The organism is Streptomyces sp. NPDC050619 (assembly GCF_040654815.1).
Classification (GTDB): domain Bacteria; phylum Actinomycetota; class Actinomycetes; order Streptomycetales; family Streptomycetaceae; genus Streptomyces.
On the sequence record NZ_JBFAIR010000016.1, the window covers coordinates 151,377 to 175,721 of the forward strand.

The 24,345-nt window shown below is 71.3% G+C and carries 22 protein-coding genes; 10 read left to right on the plus strand and 12 right to left on the minus strand.

Annotated features, from left to right (window positions below):
• Window positions 1-151 precede the first annotated feature (151 nt).
• The 5 genes from AB0I77_RS26045 to AB0I77_RS26065 all read right to left on the minus strand — a co-directional run bounded on the left by AB0I77_RS26045 (window position 152) and on the right by AB0I77_RS26065 (window position 6,040).
• The gene (locus AB0I77_RS26045; protein WP_363285094.1) at window positions 152-661 is read right to left on the minus strand and encodes a hypothetical protein; all 510 of its coding nucleotides are present in this window, start codon (window positions 659-661) and stop codon (window positions 152-154) included.
• Window positions 662-738: 77 nt separating this feature from the next.
• On the minus strand, window positions 739-1,113 hold the full coding sequence (locus AB0I77_RS26050) for a hypothetical protein (RefSeq protein ID WP_363285095.1): 375 nt from the start codon (window positions 1,111-1,113) through the stop codon (window positions 739-741).
• An 808-nt stretch (window positions 1,114-1,921) separates the two neighbouring features.
• Entirely contained in the window at window positions 1,922-2,815 is an 894-nt protein-coding gene (locus AB0I77_RS26055; protein ID WP_363285183.1) for a class I SAM-dependent methyltransferase, read from the minus strand.
• Between the two features lie 52 nt (window positions 2,816-2,867).
• Window positions 2,868-4,043, minus strand: a complete 1,176-nt coding sequence (locus AB0I77_RS26060; protein ID WP_363285096.1) for an epoxide hydrolase family protein — start codon at window positions 4,041-4,043, stop codon at window positions 2,868-2,870.
• Between the two features lie 452 nt (window positions 4,044-4,495).
• Window positions 4,496-6,040, minus strand: a complete 1,545-nt coding sequence (locus AB0I77_RS26065) for a tannase/feruloyl esterase family alpha/beta hydrolase (RefSeq protein ID WP_363285097.1) — start codon at window positions 6,038-6,040, stop codon at window positions 4,496-4,498.
• Window positions 6,041-6,406: 366 nt separating this feature from the next.
• Here AB0I77_RS26065 and AB0I77_RS26070 point away from each other — a divergent pair, with 366 nt between their 5' ends.
• Window positions 6,407-8,038: a cellulase family glycosylhydrolase gene (locus AB0I77_RS26070; protein ID WP_363285184.1), complete on the plus strand. Its 1,632-nt coding sequence runs from the start codon at window positions 6,407-6,409 to the stop codon at window positions 8,036-8,038.
• Between the two features lie 180 nt (window positions 8,039-8,218).
• On the opposite strand, the gene AB0I77_RS26075 is transcribed toward AB0I77_RS26070, so the two are convergent.
• The gene (locus tag AB0I77_RS26075; RefSeq protein WP_363285098.1) at window positions 8,219-9,142 is read right to left on the minus strand and encodes an SDR family NAD(P)-dependent oxidoreductase; all 924 of its coding nucleotides are present in this window, start codon (window positions 9,140-9,142) and stop codon (window positions 8,219-8,221) included.
• Between the two features lie 149 nt (window positions 9,143-9,291).
• Here AB0I77_RS26075 and AB0I77_RS26080 point away from each other — a divergent pair, with 149 nt between their 5' ends.
• The 3 genes from AB0I77_RS26080 to AB0I77_RS26090 all read left to right on the plus strand — a co-directional run bounded on the left by AB0I77_RS26080 (window position 9,292) and on the right by AB0I77_RS26090 (window position 11,693).
• Window positions 9,292-10,194, plus strand: a complete 903-nt coding sequence (locus tag AB0I77_RS26080) for a helix-turn-helix transcriptional regulator (RefSeq protein ID WP_363285099.1) — start codon at window positions 9,292-9,294, stop codon at window positions 10,192-10,194.
• A gap of 60 nt (window positions 10,195-10,254) precedes the next feature.
• Window positions 10,255-11,181, plus strand: a complete 927-nt coding sequence (locus tag AB0I77_RS26085; protein WP_363285100.1) for a hypothetical protein — start codon at window positions 10,255-10,257, stop codon at window positions 11,179-11,181.
• A 137-nt stretch (window positions 11,182-11,318) separates the two neighbouring features.
• Window positions 11,319-11,693 (plus strand): hypothetical protein, encoded by a 375-nt coding sequence (locus AB0I77_RS26090; protein ID WP_363285101.1) that lies wholly within the window; start codon window positions 11,319-11,321, stop codon window positions 11,691-11,693.
• A 127-nt stretch (window positions 11,694-11,820) separates the two neighbouring features.
• Here the strand turns inward: AB0I77_RS26090 and AB0I77_RS26095 are convergent, their stop codons facing one another.
• The 4 genes from AB0I77_RS26095 to AB0I77_RS26110 all read right to left on the minus strand — a co-directional run bounded on the left by AB0I77_RS26095 (window position 11,821) and on the right by AB0I77_RS26110 (window position 14,695).
• Window positions 11,821-12,135, minus strand: coding sequence for an SCO5918 family protein (locus AB0I77_RS26095; RefSeq protein ID WP_363285102.1), 315 nt, complete (start codon window positions 12,133-12,135; stop codon window positions 11,821-11,823).
• A gap of 180 nt (window positions 12,136-12,315) precedes the next feature.
• A complete protein-coding gene (locus AB0I77_RS26100; protein WP_363285103.1) occupies window positions 12,316-13,845 on the minus strand; it encodes a DEAD/DEAH box helicase in 1,530 nt (509 codons plus the stop codon).
• A 288-nt stretch (window positions 13,846-14,133) separates the two neighbouring features.
• Entirely contained in the window at window positions 14,134-14,304 is a 171-nt protein-coding gene (locus tag AB0I77_RS26105) for a hypothetical protein (RefSeq protein ID WP_363285104.1), read from the minus strand.
• 34 nt (window positions 14,305-14,338) lie between these two features.
• Window positions 14,339-14,695: a PRC-barrel domain-containing protein gene (locus AB0I77_RS26110; RefSeq protein ID WP_363285105.1), complete on the minus strand. Its 357-nt coding sequence runs from the start codon at window positions 14,693-14,695 to the stop codon at window positions 14,339-14,341.
• A 135-nt stretch (window positions 14,696-14,830) separates the two neighbouring features.
• Here AB0I77_RS26110 and AB0I77_RS26115 point away from each other — a divergent pair, with 135 nt between their 5' ends.
• The 6 genes from AB0I77_RS26115 to AB0I77_RS26140 all read left to right on the plus strand — a co-directional run bounded on the left by AB0I77_RS26115 (window position 14,831) and on the right by AB0I77_RS26140 (window position 21,507).
• The gene (locus tag AB0I77_RS26115; protein WP_363285106.1) at window positions 14,831-15,661 is read left to right on the plus strand and encodes a PP2C family protein-serine/threonine phosphatase; all 831 of its coding nucleotides are present in this window, start codon (window positions 14,831-14,833) and stop codon (window positions 15,659-15,661) included.
• A 50-nt stretch (window positions 15,662-15,711) separates the two neighbouring features.
• On the plus strand, window positions 15,712-16,698 hold the full coding sequence (locus tag AB0I77_RS26120; protein WP_363285107.1) for an MASE1 domain-containing protein: 987 nt from the start codon (window positions 15,712-15,714) through the stop codon (window positions 16,696-16,698).
• Window positions 16,699-16,802: 104 nt separating this feature from the next.
• Window positions 16,803-18,443, plus strand: coding sequence for a phosphoglucomutase (alpha-D-glucose-1,6-bisphosphate-dependent) (gene pgm, locus AB0I77_RS26125; RefSeq protein ID WP_363285108.1), 1,641 nt, complete (start codon window positions 16,803-16,805; stop codon window positions 18,441-18,443).
• A gap of 164 nt (window positions 18,444-18,607) precedes the next feature.
• Complete coding sequence (locus tag AB0I77_RS26130) at window positions 18,608-19,807, plus strand: serine hydrolase domain-containing protein (RefSeq protein WP_363285109.1); 1,200 nt, start codon at window positions 18,608-18,610, stop codon at window positions 19,805-19,807.
• A 141-nt stretch (window positions 19,808-19,948) separates the two neighbouring features.
• Window positions 19,949-20,356, plus strand: coding sequence for a YciI family protein (locus AB0I77_RS26135; protein WP_363285110.1), 408 nt, complete (start codon window positions 19,949-19,951; stop codon window positions 20,354-20,356).
• Between the two features lie 8 nt (window positions 20,357-20,364).
• On the plus strand, window positions 20,365-21,507 hold the full coding sequence (locus AB0I77_RS26140) for a DUF6596 domain-containing protein (protein WP_363285185.1): 1,143 nt from the start codon (window positions 20,365-20,367) through the stop codon (window positions 21,505-21,507).
• A gap of 19 nt (window positions 21,508-21,526) precedes the next feature.
• On the opposite strand, the gene AB0I77_RS26145 is transcribed toward AB0I77_RS26140, so the two are convergent.
• Complete coding sequence (locus tag AB0I77_RS26145) at window positions 21,527-22,759, minus strand: cytochrome P450 (protein ID WP_363285111.1); 1,233 nt, start codon at window positions 22,757-22,759, stop codon at window positions 21,527-21,529.
• Window positions 22,760-22,890: 131 nt separating this feature from the next.
• The gene (locus tag AB0I77_RS26150; RefSeq protein ID WP_363285112.1) at window positions 22,891-24,291 is read right to left on the minus strand and encodes a condensation domain-containing protein; all 1,401 of its coding nucleotides are present in this window, start codon (window positions 24,289-24,291) and stop codon (window positions 22,891-22,893) included.
• Between the last annotated feature and the right edge of the window lie 54 nt (window positions 24,292-24,345).

The following is a 24,345-nucleotide window of genomic DNA, read 5'->3' on the forward strand; positions in this document are numbered from 1 at the left end:
ATCGGTATCGGCGGGGGAAGAGGAACGAACTGCCATCGGACACCACCTCACTCGGGTACGGCAGCGCAGGGGACGGGATACGCGAACAGTCGGCCGGGCCGCCGTACGGCGCTCGTACGGCGGCCGCGGCCGCTATCGCGTCGGGCATGGGTCAGGCCGCGATTCCGGCCGACCTGCGGCGCGCCGCGAACAGACCCGTGGCGGCGACACCCAGTACGGCCAGCCCGCCCGCCGTCACGCCGGGCGAAGCGAGCGCGCCCCCGCCGGTGTGCACCCCGCCGCGGGGCTTGTCGTGGTCGCCGCCGTAGGAACCCGTGTCCTGCCCGCCGTCCTTGGAGCTCTCCCCGTCGTACCCGCGGTCCTTGGAGCTTGCTCCGTCGTCCCCGCCGTCCTTGTAGGTCTCCGGGTCGTGCTTGGGGTCGCGTGCGGTGCCCCACTCCTCCTCGTTCACCGCGGCCAGCGCGCCGCCACCGGTGTGCATGCCGCCACGCGGTGAGTCGTGCCCGCCGTCCTTGTGGTGCTCCTTGTGCTCCTTGCTGTACGACGAGTCCCCGTGGTCCCCGTATCCCTCGTCACCCTCGACCGCGTGAGCGCAGGGTGCGGCGATCGCGAGGACGGCGGAGGCGGCTGCAGCGGCCAGGAGCGTGCGTGTAGAGCGCATCCGGAAATTCCTTCCGTCTCGGCCGGGCAGCTGGCGTTGCGTCAGCTGATCTGACCCGGCCTCGACGTGATCCACCGTCAGCCAGTCCTGGGGATCCCACCACTCAGGGCGCTCACTCGGGCGAACCCGGCAGCCAACGGGCTTCCGCGCCTACGGCGTACGGGCGTCGGCGGAGTGTTCGGCACACAGACAGCCGACGCCCCGCTCGATCCAGCCGGGCCGGCCCACTCCGGGTGGCGTGCGCTCATCAGGGCTCTGACCTCCTCGACGATCGTCTCCTGCGCCATGGCCGAGTCCCGGCGCCGCCGGGTCTCGTCGCGCAGCAGCCGCAGACAGTCGTGGACGTCGGCCAGCAGCCCCGGCGTCGCCGACGTCCTCGTGGCCGGGGACAACCACCCGGGGTTCTCAGCGGTCAGACGGTCCATCACCTCGATCCAGCGCATCCCGGACACGTCCGTGTCGTGCGGCGGAAACCACGGGAAGATCGCGAACTGCCCGGCCTCGGCCGGATCGCCGGTGAACGCAGATAGCCGGCCCCCTTGGCGGCAAGCTCCCCGGCCTGGGCCCGGTTGACCAGGTAGCACGCCTTCGGCGCGCGGCGTCGGCGAAGACGCGCGCGCCGAAGGCGTGCTCGGGGTGGAAGTGGGTCGTGGTCAAGTAGAGCGTGCGGCCCTTGGGTTACTCGGTGGCGAGTGCCAGCACGGCCTCGGCGTTGCGCGCTCCCAGTCCGGTCTCGACCACGATCACGGAATGCGTGCCGCCGACGACACCGAGGTTGGGTACGAGCTGCACGCCGTGGCTGGGGATTCGGAGGGTCTCGTCTGCGTCCCCCTGGCCGACATGCCGCACAGCCGCCTCGTCGTCGCCTGGAACAGCGCCACCACCGATACGCGCGTCCGCTCCTTCGTCCGTGTGGCCACGGACGGCTGTGAGGGGTGGCCGTGGGGGGCTCCCTTCGGTATGGTCCACCTGCTGAACACGATGTCCACGACCGGGCCGATCGGACAGGCGAGTTCCGGGTCGGTCCCGGCGGGGTCGGCCAGGTCGCGTTGCCGACCTGCTCGGCGCTAGTGCCGCGGCAGGCAACGGTCGCCCCCTCGCGACGCCCCGCACGCCCTCTCGCCGCACCGGCCGAAAGCCCAAGTACGTCCAGGCCCTTCGGGCGGACGATGTCTTCCGGCCGGCACTCCCCCAGAGGGGGACCCCCAGAGCACGCACCGAACGCCGCTCCTTGACGGGCAAACGATGCCTGCCGCGGCACTAGATCAGCTGGAACTCCCAGATGATCTCCACCGGAAGGCCGTCGTTGGCCGCTCTCGCCGCCTTGGGTACCAGGGCGGCCAAGGACCACGGCCAGATCTCCCACGGCCCCGGTTCCGTCTTGGGCGTTGGCGGCGGCTCCTGCGACTCGGCGCGTTCCGCGGCCGCTGCCACCGGCTCCTCGCAGCGTCGGACCCGCAAGCCCGCGGCCAGCGCGGCACGCAGGTAGTCTCCGGTCGAGTGGCGGTAGCTCTCCAGCCGTCCCCGTTGCCCGTCCGGCAGGCGCACCGGCGGAATCGAGCCCCGCGCAACCCACTCCGGATGGATGTCGGAGGTCACGAGGTGCCCGCCCGAGCGCAACACCCTGGCGAACTCCGCCATCACCGGCCGCAGGTCGGACACATGCGTCAGCGCCAAGGAGCAGACCACAAGATCCACAAAATCGTCGGCCACCGGCAGCCGGTTCAGGTCGCCCAGGTGGAACGCGCCACCCGGCACCCGTTCGCGTGCCCGCGCGAGCATGTCCGGCGAGCTGTCGACACCGAGGACCCGGTGGCCGCGCGCGGTCAGCAGGGCCGCCATCCGACCGGTGCCGCACGCGGCATCCAGAGCGACGCCCGCCGGCATCCCGTCGACCATCTCGGCTATCAAGGGCTCGTCGAAGTCGAACGCCGGGTTGGGGCCGTCATACGTCCGCGACCAGACCCTGTATCCCTCGACAGTGCTCACCCGGGCGACGTCCACGGCCGCGTCGGCCAGCGACTCGTCGTCGAGGAGCTTCCGTATCTCGGCGATGCGCGCGTCGACGAACTCGCGGTCGTACTCACCGGTGAACGAACGCAGCAGGGCAAGCCCTTCAAGGCCCATCAGGTAGGCCAGGGGATCCTCGTACATCACGGCGTGACGCTAACGACGTCCCCTGCCCGGCGCTACCGAATTACCTCCCTCAGGCCGTCGCCGCCGCACGGTAGGGGCGGAAGAACGCGCGCAGCTCCTCCGCGTAGAGCTCGGGCTCCTCGAACGGCGCGAAGTGCCCGCCGCGCGCGGGCTCGGTCACCCGCACCACGTTCGCCGTGCGCTCGAGCCACGCCCGCGGCGGACGGACGACGTCGCCCTGGAAGATCGAGAAACCGGACGGCACCTCGACCCGGCGGGCGTGCTGCGCGGGCGCGATCGCGGCGTTCGCGCGGTACATGCGCATCGACGAGGCGATCGTCCCCGTGAGCCAGTAGAGCGTGACGTTCGTGAGGATCTCGTCCTTCGTGAAGCGCCGCTCGACGTCGCCGCCGCAGTCGCTCCACGCCCGGAGCTTCTCGACGATCCACGCGGCGAGCCCGGCCGGCGAGTCGGTGAGCCCGAAGGCGGCGGTCTGGGGCTTCGTGCGGTGCACGGCGGCGTAGGCGCCCTCGGCCGCGCCCCAGGCCGCGGCGCCCTCGAGCCAGGCGCGCTCTTCGGGTGCGAGGTCTGCCGGGTCGCCGGTGAAGACGGGCAGGCCCGCGTCCATACGGTGCACGGCCACGACCCGGTCGGGGTGGTCGAGCGCGAGGTAGCGGCTCACGTGGCTGCCCATGTCTCCGCCCGCCGCGCCGAACCGCGCGTAGCCGAGGGTGCCCATGAGCTCGGCCCACAGGCCGGCGACGGCGATGGAGTCGAGCGGCGGGCCGGTGGGGCGGTCGGAGTGGCCGTAGCCCGGCATGTCGGGCACGACCACGTCGAACGCGTCGGCGGGGTCGGCGCCGTGTGCGCCGGGATCGGTGAGGAGCGGGATGACCTTCGAGTAGCGCCAGAACGAGTCCGGCCAGCCGTGGCTGAGGACCAGCGGCAGGACGGGCCCGGCCGGGGCGGCGGCCCGGGCGTGCACGAAGTGGATCCCGAGGCCGCCGAGCCGGACGCGGAAGCGGGGGAGCCGGGCGAGCGCCGCCTCCTGCGCCGGCCAGTCGAACCTGTCCGCCCAGTAGGCGACGAGCTCGCGGAGGTAGGCGAGGTCGGTCCCTAGCGCCCACCCAGCGTCCTCGGGCGTATCCGGCCAGCGCGTAGCACGCAACCGCGCGCGGAGATCCTCGAGCGCAGCGGGCTCGGTCTGCGGGGTGAACGGCTCGAGCCGGGGCGACACGTCGGGCATGGGCCCACCCTACGCGCGGCACCACGCTGCCCGGCGTACGCGCTGAGCAGCCCCCCGAACCGACCCGCACCGCCCGGGTGTTCGGTGCGTGCCGAGGGCGGTCATCCGCAGGCCTCGCCTGTCTTCTCTGTGGCCGCCTCGCGTGCCTCGATGCCCGAGCCGGTCCCGCTCGTGATCGTCTCCTCCACGCGCCCCACCCTCCGTGGCCGGGCACGGGCGCCCCCGGACCGCCACCCGGGAGGCCCGCCGCGCGGGCCCGTCAGCAGGGCGAGGCCGCATCGATGACACCGCGAGCGACGCGCCCGTACGGTACGCATCACTCGGCCCCCGAACCGCCCCACGCGCGTGTAACCGCCACCCGCGCGGGGGCCGTTGACCGACCGCTATGGACGTCAGCCCCGTTCGCCCCGGCGCCGACGACCTTCTCGGCCTCGCGTCGTAGCAGTCGAGCCTCAGCTTCCACTGCCGGCACAACGGAAGTTCGCGGCGTCGTCCGTACTGCCGTGGCCTGTGTAGCGGGCGACGGAGGGCCAGTGGCACAGCGGTCGGGTGACGTTCCCCCTTCGGGCGGGGAGGGTCTTGGGGGCCTTGCCCTGCTCGACCCACTTCACCAGCTCGGCGAGGGGATCGATCGGAGCGGCGCCGGGGCCGAGGTTGCAGTGTTCGACGCCGGGGGCCATGAACAGCCGCGCGAACTGCTCGGTGCGGTGAGGTCCGCCCATCTCGGAGGTGAGGCGCCGGAAGTAGTCGATCGTGCCCTGCGGGAAGATCAACTCGTCGGCCCAGCCGTGCCACAGGACCAGCTTCCCGCCGTGGTCTCGGAAGGTGCGGAGATCGGGGTCGTCGGTGCCGAGCACGTCGTGGTACTCGGCCCGGGACTGGTCGAAGTAGGCGGCGAAATCGGCCGTGGTGACGGTACGCCAGTCGAAGCCCGGGTTCTTGGCCAGCCACCACCGGAACCAGTCGGACGCGAGCTGGACCGGTGCCGGCGGCCCGGCGGCGGTGCCGGCGGCGAGTCCGGCGAACGTGGTGCCCGGTGTCAGCCCGTACCAGAGGAACGAGCCGTCCTCGCGGCGCGGGCCCTGCCAGATCTTCTCGACGACGGCCGCGTCCGAGGCGGTGATGGGGCCGCAGGGCGTTTTCCTGCCGACGAGTACCGACGGATCGAAGCGGCAGGTCCGGGGATCCACCACTGCGTCCGGCACGCCGTCCTTGCCGTCGCAGGCGGAGACGACCGCCTCGTTGACCGACTTGAAGACGCAGGGCGCGATCTGATGACCGCTCTCCCGCATCACGACCTGCGGCCACAGCATCGCGGGGACGAACCGGTCCCAGTTGATGGCGGGTGCCGCGGCGACGATGCCGTCGTAGTCCCCCGGGTGGCGCTGAGCCTCCATCAGACCCTGCCGGCCGCCGGTGGAGCAGCCGTTCCAGTAGGAGCGGGCGGCCGGCCGGCCGTAGTAGGCCCGGGTCACCGCCTTGCCCTTGACGGTCATCTCGTGGACCGAACGGCGGGCGAAGTCGGTGATGAGGTCCTGCTTCATCCCGGCCGGCGACCACGCCCACGCACCGGACATCGCTGATCCGGTGTGGCCGGTGTCGGTGGACGCCGCGGCATAGCCCTTCTTCGCCGCGCCGTCGGGCGGGGTGAGAACGCCGGCGTAGCCGCCGCCTCCGACCCCCTGGAACCGTCCGTTCCAGCCCTGCGCCGGCAAGGAGACCGCGATGTGGATGCTCCCGGGAACGAGCAGGCGCACATGGCAGATCGAGGGGTTGGCGGAGGTCAGCTCGGCGCCGGTGACCCGGGTGTCGTCCGTGAAGGTCAGCTCGGTCAGGCTCGCGCAGGATCCGGCCGGTTCACCGGAGGGCGGAGAGATGGCCCGACTCGCCGGCGTCAGGCTCGTCAGCGCGACCGCCAGGATCATGCCGGCCGGCACAGCACGCCGGAAACCGCCTGCGGGGCGGGACGAACGAGCTGTGGGGCGGGGCGGTTTCATCGCCGGCTTCCTCTCTCCGTGAATCATGACCAATGTGCTCGTGCCCTGCCACGGTCCGCGTATCCGGGTGGACCCACGCCGAGGAGGCCGCGGACCGCCGCGGACCCGATCGCGATTCTGACGGCAGCCGGTGGCGGAACTCCTGTCCGCCATGCGCCCCTTCCGCATCGCCCCCTCGCCCCACCCCTCGCCCCGCCCTCGCGCACCGGCCGTTCCGGCACCGGAGTATGCGCGATCTCTTGACGTGTACTTGGCATGATGGCTACATGGGAGCGCTCCCATGTTCCTTCTGATGCCTGAGTTTCTTGACGCTCACTCCCTGGAGTCGCAGTGAGAACAACAAGAAGCACAACGCGCAAGCGCCCCATGGTCCACGTGCTGAGGGGACTGGCCACCCTTCTCGGGCTGGTCGTCCTCGGTGCCCTCTGGCCGACCGTCGCCCACGCCCAGTCGCCGGGCGCCCTCGCCACCGGCCTCCACATCAGCGACGGCCGGCTGGTCGAAGGCAACGGCAACGACTTCGTCATGCGGGGCGTCAACCACGCCCACACCTGGTACCCCGGCGAGACGCAGTCCCTGGCCGACATCAAGGCGCTGGGTGCCAACACCGTCCGCGTCGTCCTCTCCGACGGCCACCGCTGGACCAAGAACAGCCCCGACGATGTGGCGAGCGTCGTCGCCCAGTGCAAGGCCAACCGGCTGATCTGCGTACTGGAGGTGCACGACACCACCGGCTACGGCGAGGAGGCCGCGGCCGGCACGCTCGACCACGCGGCCGACTACTGGATCGGTCTCAAAGACGTGCTCGCCGGCCAGGAGAACTACGTCATCGTCAACATCGGCAACGAGCCCTGGGGCAATACCGACCCCGCCGGCTGGACCGACCCCACCATCGCCGCCGTCAAGAAGCTGCGCACCGCCGGATTCGAGCACACGATCATGGTGGACGCGCCCAACTGGGGCCAGGACTGGCAAGGCGTCATGCGCGCCAACGCCCAGTCCGTCTACGACGCCGACACCACCGGCAACCTGATCTTCTCGATCCACATGTACAGCGTCTTCGACACCGCCCAGGAGATCACCGACTACCTCAACGCCTTCGTCAACGCCAAACTGCCCATCCTGATAGGCGAGTTCGGCGGACCCGCCGACCAGTGGGGCGACCCTGACGAAGACACCATGATGGCCACCGCCCAGCAGCTCAAGCTCGGCTACCTGGCCTGGTCCTGGAGCGGCAACACCGACCCGATCCTCGATCTGTCGATCGGCTTCGACCCCACGCAGCTCAGCTCCTGGGGCCAGCGCATCTTCAACGGCGCCAACGGCATCGCCCAGACCTCCAAGGAAGCCACCATCTACGGCGGCACCAACCCGGGCGACACCCAGGCACCGACCACCCCCGGCACCCCGACCGCCTCCGAGGTGACGGCCACCTCCGTCACCCTCGGCTGGAGCGCCGCCACGGACAATGTCGGCGTCGCCGGCTATGACGTCGTCCGCGTCAGCGGCACCTCCGAGACCAAGGTCGCCGCCTCCACCACCAACAGCGCCACCGTGACCGGCCTGACCGCCGACACGGCGTACACCCTCGCCGTCTACGCCCGCGACGCGGCGGGCAACCGCTCGGCGCGCTCGGCCACGGTGAACGTCACCACCAAGGGCGGCAGCACGCCGGGCGGCACCTGCTCCGTCGGCTACCGCGTCGTCGGGGAGTGGCAGGGCGGCTTCCAGGGCGAGATCGCCCTCCGCAACACCGGGACCACCGCCATCAGCGGCTGGACACTCGGCTTCAGCTTCGCCAACGGCCAGACGATCAACAACATGTGGGGCGGGAACCCCACCCAGAACGGCGGCACGGTGAGCGTCACCCCCGCCTCGTACACCTCCACCATCCCCGCCGGCGGCTCGGTCACCGTCGGCTTCATCGCCGGAAAGGGCGCCACCAACACCGCCCCGACCACGTTCGCCCTCAACGGCACGACCTGTTCGACCACCTGACCGGCCGTCCCCTGTGCCCGGCGGGGTTCAGCCCCCGCCGGGCAGCACGTCTGCTCCGGGCGCCGTCGGGATCGTCGACGACGGCGAGTCCCAGTTCGCGCAGCGTGCGCACGAGGGTCGCGGTCTGTGCCTCTCGCCTGACCTGTTCCTTGGGGATGTCGTCCCTTCCCACCGGCCTTGTCACAGGGCGTACGCCGCGGTGAACCGCTCGGCTGCCTCCCAGAGTTCGCGCTCGCGCCGCGGGTCGTAGGACTCCGCGGACGACCGGGCCACCCGGCCGCGGTCGACGTAGGCTCCCGTCGGCGCCGTGGTCGTGCCGAGGACGACCTCGGCGAGGTGGCGCCCGGCGGCGCGGCGGCTGGTGGCGAACGGGGTGAGGGTCATCATCGGCAGGACGCGGCGCATCGCGAACCGGGAGGCGGGGCCGGCGTCGCGGGCGAGGCCGGTGCCGGGAACGAAGCCCGGGTTGTAGGCGAGGGCGTCGATCCCGGCCGGCAGGCGGCGCGCGTACTCGTGCACCAGGTAGATGGTGGCCAGCTTGCTCGTCGAGTAGGCGGTGCGTCCGGCGGCCGTGGAGTCCGGCCGGGGGAAGGCGCCCGTACGGGCGAGGACGTCCGGGGACTTCCAGACCGGGCCGGGCACCATGCCCATGGTGTGCCTGAAGTCGCCGAAGTGGGTGTCGCTGGCGGTGATCACGATCCGGGCGGGAGCGGCGAAACGGTCCTGGAGCAGGCGGACGAACAGGTGGTTGGCGAGCACGTTGACGGCGAAGGTGGACTCGAACCCGTCGGGTCCCTCGGTCAGCGCGTTCGTGTACTGGACGCCCGCGTTGCCCACGAAGCCGCGCAGCGGCGGGAGTTCACCGTCGGCGAGGCGGTCGCGGATTCCGGTGGCGGCCGAGTGGACGCTCCTGAGCGAACCCAGGTCCGCCGAGACGTGCGAGACCGTGTGCCCGCCGGTGGCGAGCTCCGTGAGCAGCCGTGCGCCGGCGGATCCGCGGGTGACGACCAGGAGGTGCACGTCCGGCGACCGGCGCAGGATGTGCTCGGCGGCGACGCGGCCGATCCCGCGGCTCGCGCCCGTCATCACGACGGTGTGCTGCATGGAAGGCTCCTTCACTGGGCAGTCGAGGGCGCGCGGTCGGCGCCGCACCACCAAGTTCGCCGCTGGCGCCACCGCCGGCCAGTGCCGTCCCCGTCACTAGGACCGGCAGTACCCAGGCTGATGCGGCGTCGCGCGGCGAGAATGCCCCCATGGCTTCCGCTTCCTCGCGCTCCGACTCCGCCTCCCACTCCGCCGCAGCCTCCGGTTTCGCCGCACTCCTGCGCGCCTGGCGCGACCGTCTCTCGCCGGCCGACGCCGGCTTCACCGTGACGGACGGCCGTCGCGCCCCGGGACTGCGCCGCGAGGAGCTCGCACAGCTGGCCGGGCTCTCGGTCGACTACGTCCTGCGCCTGGAGCAGGGACGCGCGAGGAACCCCTCGGACCAGGTCGTCGGCGCCCTCGCCCGTGCCCTTCAGCTCTCCCGCGCCGAGCGCGACCAGCTCTACCGAAGTGCCGGACTGCTGCCGCCCCAGGACGGCACGGTCAGCACCCACGTGCCCCCGGGCATCCAACGGCTCGCCGCACGCCTCGGGGACGTTCCGATCGGGGTGTTCACCGCCGACTGGACCCTCGTGTGGTGGAACAGCATGTGGACCGCCCTGCACGGCGACGCCTCCGCGGTCCCGACCGCCGAACGGAATCTCGCTCGCGCCCTGTTCGGCAACGGCGTGGCGCACGCCGCGATGCTTCCCGTCCGGTCGGAACGCGGACAGGACGCCTTCGAGGCGTCGATCGTCGCCGACCTCAAGGACGCCGTCTCCCGCTATCCCGCCGACGCCGAGCTCGACCGACTCGTGCGAGGCCTCCGAGAAGAATCCGACACCTTCGCCCATCACTGGGCCACGCAGACGGCCGCCGTCCAGCACATCACCGACCGCAAGACCATCCGGCACCCGCGGACCGGCGACCTCCTGCTCGACTGCGACGTGCTCATCGTTCCGGGCGCGGACCTGCGCATGGTCACCTACACGGCAGCGGCAGGCAGCAGCGACGCGGGAAAGCTCGACCTCCTCCGCGTCACAGGGGCCGGTACGGCCGCCACGCTTCCCTGAGCGGATCCGGCCGGAGGTGCCGACATGCACGCTCGCCCGGCCCGGTGGAGTCTGAGGAGCATGCAGCGAAGAGGCACACCCCGGCGGGAGGGCGGGGAGCACGACGTGGAGGCGGTCCTCGACGAGCTCTACACGACGCCGCCGAGCGATTTCGTCCCCCGGCGTGAACAGTTCGCGCTCACGGCCAGGACAGCCGGTCGCGCCGAGGACGCCCGCCGGATCCATGCCGCCCGCCGCCCCACCCTGGCCGCCTGGGCCGCGAACCTGCTCCTGCGCTCCCAACCGCGGGAGAGCCGGCGGTTCCTGGAGCTCGGACAAGCTCTGCGAGAGGCCTACCGCACCCTGGACGCGGCCGACCTCAAGGAACTGTCCGCGCAGCGGCGGAGCATGGTGTCCGCCCTCACCCGGCAGGCCGCGCAGCTCGCCCTCGACGCCGGGCACCGGCTGTCGGACACGGTGCAGCAGGACGTCGAGTCCACCCTGCACGCCGTACTCACCGACCCGGACGCGGCCGAGCGGTGGGCCACCGGCCGTCTGGACAGCGCCCTGACCCCGCCGTCGGCCTTTCCGCCCGATGCCGCGCCGGCAGCCGGCGCCCGGCCCAAGCCGGCACGGCCGGCCGCGTCGCCCACGCCCCAGCAGGACGGCGGCCTCGCCGAGCAGCGCCGCGAGCGGCAGCGGCGACGCGCTCAGGCGGCCAGGGCAGCCGAAGCGGCGGCGGAGCGGCTACGCGCCCAACGCACCCGGCAGGCCGAGGCGGAAGACCTGCTGGCGGGAGCACGCGACCGTCAGGAGCAGGCCCGACGGCACCTGTCCGCCGCCGAACAGCAACTGCACCGAGCGCACGAGGAGCTGCGGCGCGCCGACCACGAGGTGCGAACGGCCGAGGAGCGGAGCCGGGCCGCCGCCGAAGCACTCGACCGGGCCGAACAGCGGGCGCAGAAGACCGCGCGGGAGGCGGAACACCCGGGCGGCGCAACGGAGTAGAGCATCCGCCGGGTGCCGGCCGACCTGACAGGTCACCCGGTCCGAGCCCGGAAAAGGACCCGCCCGTCCCGGAAGACACCGACGACTGGGGCCGCGGAGGGAATGGCACGGACGGCCGCTGCATAGAATCTGTTCCCATGTCGAACCCTGACGAGCTGCTCGTCGCCATCTCCACCATGGTGGAGTCCGAGCAAAGCAATCAGATGTCGCTGACCGTGGTTGTCGGCGGTGCTGTCATCACCGGCCGGCTGGCCCCCGAAGCAGTGTGGCGGGAGCGTGTGTCGGAGGTGCTGAAGGACTCGGACCACCTCGGCCCGTTCGCCGACGTCTTCACCGCCGGCCGGGCGGAGCGCCGGCCCGACGGCGGCGAGGCGCCCACGCATCTGCACTTCCATCTCGCCCGGATCCTTCAGGGCAGCATCGGGATCCCTGAGACGGGCGGAATGTACCGCGTCGCGATCGAGGACGTCAGCGCCTGGACGGTGGGCGATTTCAGCTACTCCGACAAGTAAGACCAGTAAGGCCCGATAAGACCCACCCAGTAGGACTCAGTAAGACCCAGGGAAATGCCGTGAGGGCCCTGCCGACGCGCGTCGGCAGGGCCCTCACGGCTGTGCTGGTCCCGGCTGGTGCCTGCGGTCACGCGTCCTGCGGGGCGGGGCTGCCGAGCAGCGCCGACGCCTCCTGCAGCGGAGTCGGGACGAGCAGGGGTGCGGCCTGCGGGTGTTCGTGGCAGGTGAACCCGAGTCGGGCCATGGCCCGGGTGACTTCGGCGGCGGTGAAGTCGCGGCGGTCCTGCCGGGTGACGATCTGCCCCACTTGCTTCACGGGGTAGCGACGGCGGCCGATCGTCACGGACTCACCCGTGATCGGTTCGGGCTTGACGCCCTTCATCGAGTCCAGTACGCCGATTTTGGTGAGGTCGAACGGGTACCGGGCGATGACACAGCGCATGAGGCCTCACAGGGAGCGGGAGCGGGGAGAGGGGAGAGACAACGGGTCGAGCGCCGGCCGCGGAGGACGTCCCGCGGACGGATCCGGTCCGTGCGGGCGGTGCCGCCGTGGAGGACGGCGAGAGTACGGGCCCGGTCACCCGGGCCCGTACTCTCGCCGTCGCCGCCGGACACGCGGGTGTCAGGCCGCCGGGTCGAAGGAGGACTTCCGCGGCGCCGAGCGGCGCCCCGCTTCGCCCGTGGGCCGGCCCTGGGTGCGGCGGCGGCCCCGGGACGACGAGGACGACGAGGACCCGCCGCGGCGTGAGCGCTCGCGTTCCACGACCGGCGCGGTGACGACGACCGGGACACCCGAAGGAGCCTGGGCACCCGTGATCCGGCTCAACTCCGCCTCACCGGAACGCACCTGAGTGACCTGCGGGGTGATACCGGCGGCGACCATCAGCCGGGCCATCTCCCGACGCTGGTCCGGCGTCACCAGGGTGACGACACTGCCGGACTCGCCGGCGCGGGCCGTACGGCCGCCACGGTGCAGGTAGTCCTTGGGGTCGCTGGGCGGATCCACGTTGACGACCAGGTCGAGATTGTCGACGTGGATGCCGCGCGCCGCGACGTTGGTCGCCACCAGCACCGTCACGTGCCCGCTCTTGAACTGGGCGAGGGTCCGCGTGCGCTGCGGCTGGGACTTGCCGCCGTGCAGACCCGCGGCGCGGACGCCGCTGCTCAGGAGGTGCTTGGTCAGCCGGTCCACCGCGTGCTTGGTGTCCAGGAACATGATCACCCGGCCGTCCCGCGCCGCGATCTCGGTCGTCGTGCGGTGCTTGTCGGAGTCGTGTACGTGGAGGATGTGGTGCTCCATCGTGGTGACCGCGCCCTGGGACGGGTCGACGGAGTGCACCACCGGGTCGTGCAGGTAACGGCGGACCAGCAGGTCCACGTTGCGGTCCAGGGTGGCGGAGAAGAGCATCCGCTGGCCCTCGGTACGCACCTGGTCGAGCAGGGCGGTGACCTGGGGCATGAAGCCCATGTCGGCCATCTGGTCGGCCTCGTCGAGGACGGTGATGGCGACGCTGTCCAGCCGGCAGTCGCCCCGGTCGATCAGGTCCTTGAGCCGGCCCGGCGTCGCGACGACGACCTCCACCCCGGCGCGCAGCGCACCGGCCTGCTTGCCGATCGACATTCCGCCGACCACGGTGGCCAGTCGCAGCCCCACGGAACGGGCGTACGGAGTGAGCGCGTCGTTGACCTGCTGGGCGAGCTCGCGAGTGGGGACGAGCACGAGGGCGAGCGGCTGGCGGGGCTCGGCGCGCTGACCCGCTGTACGGGCCAGCAGGGCGAGGCCGAAGGCGAGGGTCTTGCCCGATCCGGTGCGGCCGCGGCCGAGTACGTCACGACCGGCGAGGGAGTTCGGCAGCGTCGCCGCCTGGATCGGGAACGGGACGCTCACGCCTTCGCGGCCGAGCGCGGCCAGCAGCCGGGCCGGCATGTCGAGATCGGCGAACGACTCGGTGGCGGGCAACGCGGGCGTGATCGTCACCGGAAGCGCGAACTCGCCCTGGGGGGCGGCCGGTCGGCTTCCGAAACTCTTGGGACGGCGCTGACCGCCGGAGCGGTTGCCGGCAGGGGCGCCGGAGCGGCTGCCACCCTTGCCGAAGTCCGAACCTCCGCTGCGCTTGCGGGCGAAGCGGTCGTTCGAGCGTGCGCGGTTCATACGGAACCTTCCTTGATATGGCACGTATCAAGGAATTCCCGCGGCGAATGAGCGGCGCAGGGAATCGCAAGAACGAGCCGAAGGCTCTGGCTATTTTTCACGCCGAGAGCGCTGGATATTTGGTGAAGAATCAGTCTTGGGCGCCTGAAAAGCAGCAAGCTGGGGCCCGCACCCCAAGGTGCGGGCCCCAGCTGCGAAGATCTGAAGTTTTTCAGTAACCACAACTGCAACTGGCGTCGACACTAGCACGAAGCGATCAGTCATGCATGATCAATACTTCTGCCGCGGTCAGCGCACGGGGCGCCGCCGGACGCGCCGAGACCCTTGTACGGTGATGAAGGCCACATCGGCCACGAAGATCACGATGCCGATGGCCAGCAAGTAGCCCAGGCCGTCGGCGGCCACGCCGATGATGCCCAGCGCGACGGCCACGAGGACGAGCAGGAGAAAGATCACCATCAACCCGAACACCTTCTTGTGCCGCGGCGAGGGGTCAGCGGCGCGCGAGTCGGCGTTCGCCGCCTGAGCCAGGCCGGTACGTCATGCCGTAGTGCTGGAAGATCGCTTCCTCCCGCTCGGCGGGCAGTACGTCGTCCGTCCCGATCGAAGGGGCCTTCCGTACCTGCCCCTTGGCGTAGGGGACCTGCACATAGCCGGGCCCGAGGACCGCCTCCTCGAGCGGGACGAAGACCAGTCGCTGGCGTGTGGGCAGGCCGGTCCGGACGGTGGCCACGGCGGGTTCGTCCGTGGTCGTGTGCACATAGATCGCTTCGAGTGTGCCGATCTTGTGCTGCTTCGTGTCGACCACGTCGTGGTTGCGCCACTCGCGGATATCGGCTGCGCGAATCATGCCCTGCTCCCGATGCGTCGGCTCACTTGTCATCGTATGACGCCGACGCGGGCCGCGCTTCGGCATCGCTATCATCCGATAAGAACCAATTGGGGTTCATGCCCCGAACGGCTCGGCATCCCTCCGGAGCGATCAATGTCCCGCAAGCGACTCACGGACGACGGCGACGAGCTGCTGGCCAGACTCGGGTCGCTGACCGCGCAGGCGCGCGAACACGCTCAGTCGCAGCGCTCCCGGGTCGAGCTGGCCGTCGCCCTGCAACGCGACATGCTGCCCGCGGACATGCCCGAGGCGCCCCGGTACCGCCTGGCAGCCCGTTACGCGCCGGCCTGCCACGGCCTCAACGTGGGCGGCGACTGGTACGACGCCTTCACGATGCCCGACGGCCGTATCGGGCTGTCGATCGGCGACGTCCAGGGCCACAACATCGAGGCCGCCGCCTTCATGGGCCAGGTACGGGTCGGACTGCGCGCGCTCGCCTCCGTCACCGGCGAGCCGGGCGAACTCCTCGCCCGGACGAACGACCTGCTCCTGTCCCTCGGCACCGACCTCTTCGCCACCTGCATCTTCATGCGCCTCGACCCCGCCACCGGAGTGCTGGAGAGCGCGCGAGCGGGGCACATCCCCTGTGTCTGGGCCACCGCCGACGGAAAGTCCGGCATCGCCGCGGGCGAGGGGGGACCGCCCCTCGGCATCCAGGCGGGGACGGCGTACCCGGTGACGCGGTACCGGCTCACCACGGGCGGAGTGTTCGTCCTGCTCACCGACGGCGTGGTGGAAGGCCCCTCGCTGGAGGTCGACGAGGGGCTGGACCAGGTGGTACGGCTCGCGGGCGTCGCAGCCGTGGCGGGCATGGAGGCGGGCGCGCTCGCCGCCGCCGTGATCAAGGGCGCGGACCGGGTGGGCCATGAGGACGACGCCGCCGTGCTGGTCGTCGGCTACGACGGGGCCGACGTTCAGCCATAGGGCGGCACCCCACCTCGCCCGCCGCGCCGGGACGGCGGCGTCGGTGTCTGATGGCCGGTGTGGTGGGTACCCAGGATCTGCGCCGGCCTGGCGTCTTCGCCCTCCAGACGCTGGCTGTCGCCGCCTGCTACTACGCGGCGGGGCGGCTCGGGCTGCTGCGGCACCTGGTCGTCGAGGGCGCGGTCTTCACCCCCATCTGGCCGCCGACGGGTGTCGCGGTGGCCGGCCTGCTGATCTTCGGGCTGCGGGCCTGGCTCGGCATCGCCCTCGGCGTCCTTTTCGTCGTCCTGACCCTCACCTCGCTCCGACCCGATGTGCTGGGCGTCCTGGTGGGCAACACCCTCGCTCCCGTCTGCGCGTATCTCATGCTGCGCGGGGTCGGCTTCCGCATGGATCTCGGCCGCTTGCGCGACGGCCTGACCCTGGTGTTCCTGGGAGCCCTGACCGGCATGCTGATCAGCGCCACTGCGGGAGTCGGCACGCTCGTGATCACGGACGAGATCGCCACGCACAGCTTCTGGCCGGTGTGGCTGGCGTGGTGGGTGGGCGACGCGATGGGCGTCCTGATCGTCACCCCGCTCCTGCTGTTGCTGTACGGGGCACGCCTGCCGCCGCCCCTCTCCCGGTGGAAGGAGGCCTCGGGGCTGGCCCTCATCACCTGCGGCGTCGTGCCGATCGCCACACACAACGCCGCCGGCATGATGTTCCTCGTCTACCCGCTGCTGATCTGGGCGGCCCTGCGCTTCCAGCTGGCCGGCAGCATGCTCTGCGCCCTCTTCACATCCGTCATGGCCACCATCGCCGCGACGGACGGGGTCGGTCCCTTCGAAGAGCTGACCAGAGTCGAAGTGATGATCAAACTTCAGGCCTTCAACGGGACCATGGCCCTGACGGCTCTCCTCCTGGCAGCGGTGATCACCGAGCAACGCAACACCAGACGCTCGGTGGAGCGGGCCTGCCAGGAGCTGGTCGAGGTGCTGGAACACCTCACCGCGGGGGACACACCAGGCGACCCGTCGCCCAAGGACGCCCCCTGAGACCCATGGCTGGATGCGAACGCGGAGGCACACTCGCGGAACGCGGTCGCGGCAGGGAAAGATGAGGACGTCAGCCTAGGACAAAGGGATGTGTGGGAGCGGACATGCAGCACGAGCGAGCGGGTAAGCCGGCCGGCCCTGAGGACCTTGTGGACGTCGCCCGGCTGGTCACCGCGTACTACGCGTTGCACCCCGATCCGGCCGAGCCGGGGCAACGCGTCGCGTTCGGAACCTCCGGACACCGCGGGTCGTCACCGGCGACCGCGTTCAACGAGGACCACATCGCCGCGACCAGCCAGGCCATCTGCGAGTACCGCGCCGACCAGGGCACCGACGGCCCCCTGTTCCTGGGCGCCGACACCCACGCGCTGTCGGAACCGGCGAAAGTCACCGCCCTGGAGGTCTTCGCCGCCAACGCGGTGACGGTACTCATCGACAGCGCGGACGGCTACACACCCACCCCGGCCGTCTCGCACGCCATCCTCACCCACAACCGCGGCCGGACCTCGGGCCTCGCGGACGGGGTCGTGATCACCCCCTCCCACAACCCGCCCGGCGACGGAGGCTTCAAGTACAACCCGCCGAACGGCGGCCCGGCGGGCTCCGAGGCGACGTCCTGGATCCAGGACCGGGCCAACGAGATCATCGCGGCCGGCCTCAAGGACGTACGGCGCATTCCCTACGTCCGGGCGCTCACCGCCGCGGGCACGGGCCGGTACGACTTCCTGGGCACCTACGTCGCCGATCTGCCGAGCGTGCTGGACCTGGACGCGATCCGCACGGCGGGCGTGCGCATCGGCGCCGATCCGCTGGGCGGGGCGTCCGTCGCGTACTGGGGCCGCATCGCCGAGCAGCACGGACTCGATCTCACGGTGGTCAACCCGCGCACCGACCCCACCTGGCGGTTCATGACCCTGGACTGGGACGGCAAGATCCGCATGGACTGCTCCTCGCCCTACGCCATGGCCTCGCTCATCGAGCAGCGTGACCGCTTCCAGATCGCCACGGGCAACGACGCCGACGCCGACCGGCACGGCATCGTCACGCCGGACGCGGGGCTGATGAACCCCAACCACTATCTGGCCACGGCCATTTCCTACCTCTACTCCCACCGCGAGGGATGGCCCGCCGACGCGGGGATCGGCAAGACCCTGGTGTCGTCCGGGATGATCGACCGGGTCGCCGCCGACCTGGGGCGCCGGCTGGTCGAGGTGCCCGTGGGCTTCAAGTGGTTCGTGGACGGGCTCGTCGGCGGATCGCTCGGCTTCGGCGGGGAGGAGTCGGCGGGCGCGTCGTTCCTGCGCCGGGACGGCTCGGTGTGGACCACCGACAAGGACGGCATCATCCTGGCGCTGCTCGCCTCCGAGATCACGGCGGTCACCGGGAAGACGCCGTCGGAGCACTACGCGACACTGACCGCCCGCTTCGGCGAGCCCGCGTACGCGCGCATCGACGCACCGGCCACGCGAGAGGAGAAGGCCCTGCTCGCCAAGCTCTCTCCGGCGCAGGTCAGCGCGGACACGCTGGCCGGCGAGGCGGTCACCGGGGTGCTCACCGAGGCTCCGGGCAATGGTGCGGCGATCGGCGGCATCAAGGTCACCACGGCCAACGCCTGGTTCGCGGCCCGTCCTTCGGGCACCGAGGACGTCTACAAGATCTACGCCGAGTCGTTCCTCGGGACCGACCATCTCGGCCAGGTGCAGGAGGAGGCCAAGTCCGTGGTCGGGTCGGCTCTGGGCGGGTGACGCAACGGCCCGAGCGGCGCTGCGGCGCACGGCCGCAGTCACCGGGCGCGGCTTCGCCACCCTGGTGAAGCCCTGCTGAGCCGTATGCAGCAGCAGGAGGGGCGGGCGGCGGCTGCCGCCGGTGAGGCTGGATCCGCCGTACCGCCCACCCCCCAGGAGCCCCGATGCCTCTGCGTTGTGCGCCGCACCGCCGCACCGTCCTCCGGCCGCCTCTGCGGACGTCGGCCGTCCTCGCCGTCTGCCTGGCGGCGCTGGCCCCGGCCGCCGTGAGCGCGGCGGCCGGGACCGTCCCGGCACCCTCGGACGACCGCGCTCTGCATGATCAGCTCGACCGTTTCGTCCACAGCCCAGGCGGTCCGCCCGGCGCCATCGCCGTGCTGCGCCGGGGCAAGGAGGAACGCGTGGTTCGAGCCGGCGTCGCCGACCTCCGTACGGGACGCCCGCCCCGCCCGGACGACCGTATGCGCATCGCCAGCACGGCCAAGGCCTTCAGCGGAGCGGTGGCCCTGTCGCTGGTCGACCGCCGTGCCCTGGACCTGGACGACACCCTGGCGAGCCGGCTGCCGCGGCTGCCCGCCGCCTGGGGTTCCGTGACGCTCCGGCAGCTGCTGAACCACACCAGCGGACTACCGGACTACACCGAGGACGCCGACTTCCTCGCCGAGCTCGCGGCCGACCCGCGCCACCGCTTCGATTCGCGCCGCCTGCTCGACTACGTGGCCGACCAACAGCTGCGCTTCCCGCCGGGCACGCGCTACCAGTACTCCAACTCGGACAACATCGCCGTGGCCCTGATGGCGGAAGCCGCCACCGGCACCCCGTACGAACAGTTGCTGCGCGAGCTGGTCTACCGGCCGCTCGGCCTGCGCGACACCAGCCTTCCCCAGGGTTACCGGATGCGGGAGCCCTACCTGCACGGGTACGACGTGACCCCGCCCGGGCCCCCGGAGGACGTCAGTGAGGTCCTCAGCGCCTCCGGGGTGTGGGCATCGGGCGGCATCGTCTCCACACCCGCCGACATGACCCGCTTCATCCGCGGCTACGCCCAGGGAGCGCTCTACGGACGGGCCGAGCTGCGGGAGCAGCGGCGGTGGATCGCCGGTGCCTCGCAACCGGCGGGCCCGGGAGGCAACATGGCGGGACTGGCGATCTTCCGCTATGCGACGCGGTGCGGCGTCGTGCTGGGGCACACCGGCAACTTCCCCGGCTACACCCAACTGGTGGCCGCCACCCCGGACGGCCGTCGCTCGCTGACGTTCTCCGTCACCACCCAGATCAACGAGTCCGTGGATCCCGCGCGGGTGCAACGGCTGCGAGCCCTCCAGGAGAACTTCGTGTGCGCGTTGCTGAGGGGCCGGCACTGAGGCCGCGCGACGGCTCGACCGGGCTCATCCACGAAGAGCCAAAAAAAATCTCGGACGGGGATGTCGAGAACCCGCAATCGGCTCCGTCCTCGCTATGAACGCGACCACAATGGATCGCACCAGTACCGAGGAGAACCCACGATGGCCAAGTACCTGCTGCTCAAGCACTACCGCGGCGCCCCGGCTCCGGCCAACGACGTGCCCATGGACAAGTGGACGCCTCAGGAGATCTCGGCCCACATGCAGTACATGCAGGACTTCGCGGACCGGCTCGAGAAGACCGGCGAGTTCGTCGACGGTCAGGCGCTCGCCCCCGAGGGGACGTGGGTCCGGTACGACGGCGAGGGGCGCCCGCCGGTCACCGACGGCCCGTTCGCCGAGACCAAGGACCTCATCGCCGGCTGGATGATCATCGACGTCGACAGCTACGAGCGTGCCGTCGAGCTGGCCGGGGAGCTGTCGGCCGCCCCCGGTGCCGGTGGGAAGCCGATCCACGAGTGGCTCGAGCTGCGCCCGTTCTACGGCGTGTCGCCCACCATCACGGAGTGACCTCATCGCTGAACGAGGCCCTCCTCCGGAGCCTCACGCCGAGCGTGCTCGCCGTCCTCGTCCGCCGCGGAGCCGACTTCGCGGCGGCCGAGGACGCCGTGCAGGACGCGCTCATCGAGGCGGTCCGCGTCTGGCCGGCCGACCCGCCGCGGGATGCGAAGGGCTGGCTGGTCACCGTGGCCTGGCGCAAGTTCCTCGACGCGACCCGCGCGGACACCGCCCGCCGCCGGCGTGAGGACCGCCTCGACGAGGAGCCGGCGCCCGGGCCCGCGCCCACGGTGGACGACACCCTCCAGCTCTACTTCCTGTGCGCCCACCCGTCGCTGACGCCGTCGTCCGCGGTCGCGCTCACGCTGCGCGCCGTGGGCGGGCTGACCACCCGGCAGATCGCCCAGGCCTACCTGGTGCCCGAGGCGACCATGGCGCAGCGGATCAGCCGGGCCAAGCGCACCGTCTCCGGCGTGCGGTTCGACCAGCCCGGCGACGTCGCCACCGTGCTGCGCGTCCTCTACCTGGTCTTCAACGAGGGCTACTCCGGCGACGTCGACCTCGCCGCCGAGGCCATCCGGCTCACCCGGCAGCTCGCGGCCGCGATCGACCACCCCGAGGTGGCGGGGCTGCTCGCCCTCATGCTGCTCCACCACGCCCGGCGCGCCGCCCGGACCGCGCCCGACGGCAGCCTGGTGCCGCTCGCCGAGCAGGACCGCGGCCGGTGGGACACGAAGTCGATCGCCGAGGGCGTCGTCATCCTTCAGGCGGCCCTCGCCCGCGACCGGCTGGGCGAGTTCCAGGCCCAGGCCGCCATCGCGGCACTGCACGCCGACGCGCCCACCGCCGAGGAGACCGACTGGGTGCAGATCGTCGAGTGGTACGACGAACTCGTGGGCCTGACCGACAGCCCGGTCGTCCGGCTCAACCGCGCGGTCGCCGTCGGTGAGGCCGACGGACCGCGCGCCGGCCTGGCGGCCCTCGCGGCGCTGGACGACTCACTGCCCCGCCACACCGCGGTCGCGGCCTACCTCCACGAGCGCGACGGCGACCTGGCGACGGCGGCACGACTGTACGCCGAGGCGGCCCAGAAGGCACCCAACCTCGCCGAGCGCGGCCACTTGACGCGCCAGGCCGCCCGGCTCAACGCCCGCTCGCGCTGACGGGTCGGAGGAGGGGGCGTTACCAGGTCACCGGCAGTTCGTAGACGCCGTAGACGATGCCGTCGTCCTTGAACGGGATGTTCTCCAGCTCGGTGGCCCGGCGCAGGGTGGGGATGCGGCGGAAGACGGTGCTGTAGACGACCTGGAGTTCCAGGCGGGCCAGCGGCTGGCCCAGGCACTGGTGGATGCCGAAGCCGAAGGCCAGGTGGCGGCGGGCGTCCCGGCGGACGTCGAGCCGTTCGGGCTGGGGGAAGACGTCGTCCTGCCAGTTGCCGGTGGCACCCGGGATGATGACGCCCTCGCCGGCCCGGATGAGCTGGCCCCCGACCTCCAGGTCCGCAAGGGCCAGGCGGCGCTGGCCGCTGTGGACGACGGTCAGATAGCGCAGCATCTCGTCCGCGGCGCCCGCGAGGACCTTCGGGTCGTCGGTGTCGCGGACGATGGCGAGCTGGTCAGGGTGTTCCAGGAACGCGAGGAGGCCCAGGGCGAGCATGTTGGCGCTGGTCTCGTGCCCGGCGCCGAGCAGCAGGATGCCCAGCATGGTGGCGTCCAGGCGGGTGAGGTCGCCGGCGTGCATCCGGGCGGCCAGCTCGGAGAGCATGTCGTCGGCCGGGTCGGCGAGCTTCACGTCGAGCTGGTTGTCCAGGTACTGGAAGAGGGCGCCGAAGGAGGACCGTACGTCTTCGGGGGTCACGTCCCGGCGGAGCCCCACCTTGCTGTTGCTCTGGAAGAAGTCGTGGTCCTCGTACGGAACCCCGAGCAGCTCGCAGATCACCAGCGACGGCAGCGGCAGCGTGAGCGCCTCCACCAGGTCGACCGGCTTCGGCCCGGCCAGCATGGCGTCGATCAGCTCGTCGGTCATCCGCTGGACGGCGGGGCGCATGGCCTCGATGCGTTTGATGGCGAACGGGGCGGTGACCATCCGCCGGATGCGCGCGTGGTCGGGATCGTCCATGTTGAGGAAGGACGGCGGGGTCTTGGAGGCGGTCTCCCGGAAGGCCTCGTTCAGGTACGGGAAGCCCTGCCGGGTGGTGTCGACGCTGAGGCGCTGGTCGCCGTACAGGGCCTTCTGATCGGCATAGCGGGTGACGAGCCAGTGCGTGCTGCCGTCCCAGAGCCGGACCTTGGAGACCGGCTTCTCGGCGTGGAGTTTCATCATCTCCGGCGGCGGGTCGAACGGGCACCCGGCCGCCCGGGGCATCGGGAAGTCGGGAACGGCCTCGTCCTGTGCGCCGGCAAGGGCGTTGGTCATGTCACTCCTCGGTGGGGGGAAGGGAGCCGTCGCCATGAAACCCGGTGAACCTGACAACTTCCCGCCAGTTGGCTGACAGACGCGAGCCGCTTACCGGACACCGGTGGTGCCAGGCCCTCATGAGTTTTGACCTACACGCGCACTGCCGCGTCCCGCGCCACAGAAACCATGAGTTCCCGCAGCCCCTCGGCGTACCGCCGCATGTTCTGGTAGGCGACCTCGGTGTCCGGATAGCGGCTGGCGAACTGGAGGCCGTCGTGGAACCTGGTGACCCACGCGCACACCTGGTCGCCGTACGAAACCCGCATCAGCGCGTGCGCTTTCATCTCCGGCCACAGATCCGATCCCGGGATGCCGCGCGTGTCGACGTACGAGACGATCGAATACAGGTCGGGAGACGTGGGCCGGAAGTCGGAGCCCAGCAGGCGCAGCACGCGGGCGAGGGGCATCCGTGACAGCGGCCGGTTCTTCCGAAGCTCGCTGCGGACCATCCGCAGCGCGCTGTCGAAATCCGGCGCCTGCGCCACGGGAATCTCGATCGGCGCGCCGCCCACGTACCAGCCCACCGAGTCCCGCCACTGGGATTTCATCCTGGTGTGGAAGGGCACGACGGTGCGGTACACCTGCTGCCCGCCGATCTCGTGGACGAGCAGCGCGGTGGCCGCGAGGGTGCCGACCAGGGTTCCGCCATGCGGGCGGCAGTACGCCTCGAACGCCGACGCGTCCGCGTCGTCGACGAGCATGTCGCGCATCAGCTTCTGGGTGGGCAGCGGCTTTTCGGGTGCGAGGCCGAGGTCGACGGGGAAGTTCGGCAGCTTCCCGCCGCATTGGGCGACGAACTCGCGCCAGCGGGCGACGATCGCGTGGGTGTCGTCGATCCGGTCGGCGTCCGTCCGCTCGATCGCGCAGAAGTCGACGTAGCTGGCGATCGGTGCCGTCTCGACGGCGCTGCTGGTGAGGGCGGCCTCGTAGAGTTCGTGGATCTCACCGGGGATCCGGTAGAGCGAGTACGCGTCTACGTTGCTGTGGTCGAACACCATGTAGACACTCGCGCCGCTGTCCCGGACGACCGCCGCGTAGATGAAGTTCGGCCAGCTGAGTGCGTCCGCCGCGACATCGAAACGGTCCTGCAGATACCGCGTCAGCGTCGCGGCGTCGGTGAAGTGGCCGACGTCCTCGCGGTGCAACGCGACGGCCTCGGCGTCCAGAGTGAAGCGCCGCATCTCGTCGCCGACCCAGCGGAAGCCGCTGCGCAAGGTCTCGTGCCGAAGGGTCCAGGTCCGCAGCGCCTCTTGGAGGGCCTCGATGTCGACCGGCCCGGGGAGGTCGAACGCCGCGCCGCTCCAGGTGGGTACGAACAAGCCGTCTTCGCGTACCGAACGTGCCGTTCGTACGTGAGACTCCTGGACATAGGCGGGCGGTCGGGAATCCTCCGGCAGACCAGCCGCCGCCGCGACGGTGGTCGGATGCAGCGTCCACTCCACGAGACGTCCGGATCGGATCTCGCAACGCTGGATATCGGTCGTACGCAAGGGGCTCTCCGTTCGCGGCATCGCTCGATGCCCACATCAATCCAACGAGGGATT

Coding starts and splice junctions, on each gene's coding strand:
- AB0I77_RS26045 (WP_363285094.1), bottom strand. CDS start 661: ATGCGCTCTACACGCACGCTCCTGGCCGCTGCAGCCGCCTCCGCCGTC.
- AB0I77_RS26055 (WP_363285183.1), bottom strand. CDS start 2,815: ATGTACGAGGATCCCCTGGCCTACCTGATGGGCCTTGAAGGGCTTGCC.
- AB0I77_RS26060 (WP_363285096.1), bottom strand. CDS start 4,043: ATGCCCGACGTGTCGCCCCGGCTCGAGCCGTTCACCCCGCAGACCGAG.
- AB0I77_RS26065 (WP_363285097.1), bottom strand. CDS start 6,040: ATGAAACCGCCCCGCCCCACAGCTCGTTCGTCCCGCCCCGCAGGCGGT.
- AB0I77_RS26070 (WP_363285184.1), top strand. CDS start 6,407: ATGGTCCACGTGCTGAGGGGACTGGCCACCCTTCTCGGGCTGGTCGTC.
- AB0I77_RS26075 (WP_363285098.1), bottom strand. CDS start 9,142: ATGCAGCACACCGTCGTGATGACGGGCGCGAGCCGCGGGATCGGCCGC.
- AB0I77_RS26080 (WP_363285099.1), top strand. CDS start 9,292: ATGGCTTCCGCTTCCTCGCGCTCCGACTCCGCCTCCCACTCCGCCGCA.
- AB0I77_RS26085 (WP_363285100.1), top strand. CDS start 10,255: ATGCAGCGAAGAGGCACACCCCGGCGGGAGGGCGGGGAGCACGACGTG.
- AB0I77_RS26090 (WP_363285101.1), top strand. CDS start 11,319: ATGTCGAACCCTGACGAGCTGCTCGTCGCCATCTCCACCATGGTGGAG.
- AB0I77_RS26095 (WP_363285102.1), bottom strand. CDS start 12,135: ATGCGCTGTGTCATCGCCCGGTACCCGTTCGACCTCACCAAAATCGGC.
- AB0I77_RS26100 (WP_363285103.1), bottom strand. CDS start 13,845: ATGAACCGCGCACGCTCGAACGACCGCTTCGCCCGCAAGCGCAGCGGA.
- AB0I77_RS26105 (WP_363285104.1), bottom strand. CDS start 14,304: ATGGTGATCTTTCTCCTGCTCGTCCTCGTGGCCGTCGCGCTGGGCATC.
- AB0I77_RS26110 (WP_363285105.1), bottom strand. CDS start 14,695: ATGATTCGCGCAGCCGATATCCGCGAGTGGCGCAACCACGACGTGGTC.
- AB0I77_RS26115 (WP_363285106.1), top strand. CDS start 14,831: ATGTCCCGCAAGCGACTCACGGACGACGGCGACGAGCTGCTGGCCAGA.
- AB0I77_RS26120 (WP_363285107.1), top strand. CDS start 15,712: ATGGCCGGTGTGGTGGGTACCCAGGATCTGCGCCGGCCTGGCGTCTTC.
- pgm (WP_363285108.1), top strand. CDS start 16,803: ATGCAGCACGAGCGAGCGGGTAAGCCGGCCGGCCCTGAGGACCTTGTG.
- AB0I77_RS26130 (WP_363285109.1), top strand. CDS start 18,608: ATGCCTCTGCGTTGTGCGCCGCACCGCCGCACCGTCCTCCGGCCGCCT.
- AB0I77_RS26135 (WP_363285110.1), top strand. CDS start 19,949: ATGGCCAAGTACCTGCTGCTCAAGCACTACCGCGGCGCCCCGGCTCCG.
- AB0I77_RS26145 (WP_363285111.1), bottom strand. CDS start 22,759: ATGACCAACGCCCTTGCCGGCGCACAGGACGAGGCCGTTCCCGACTTC.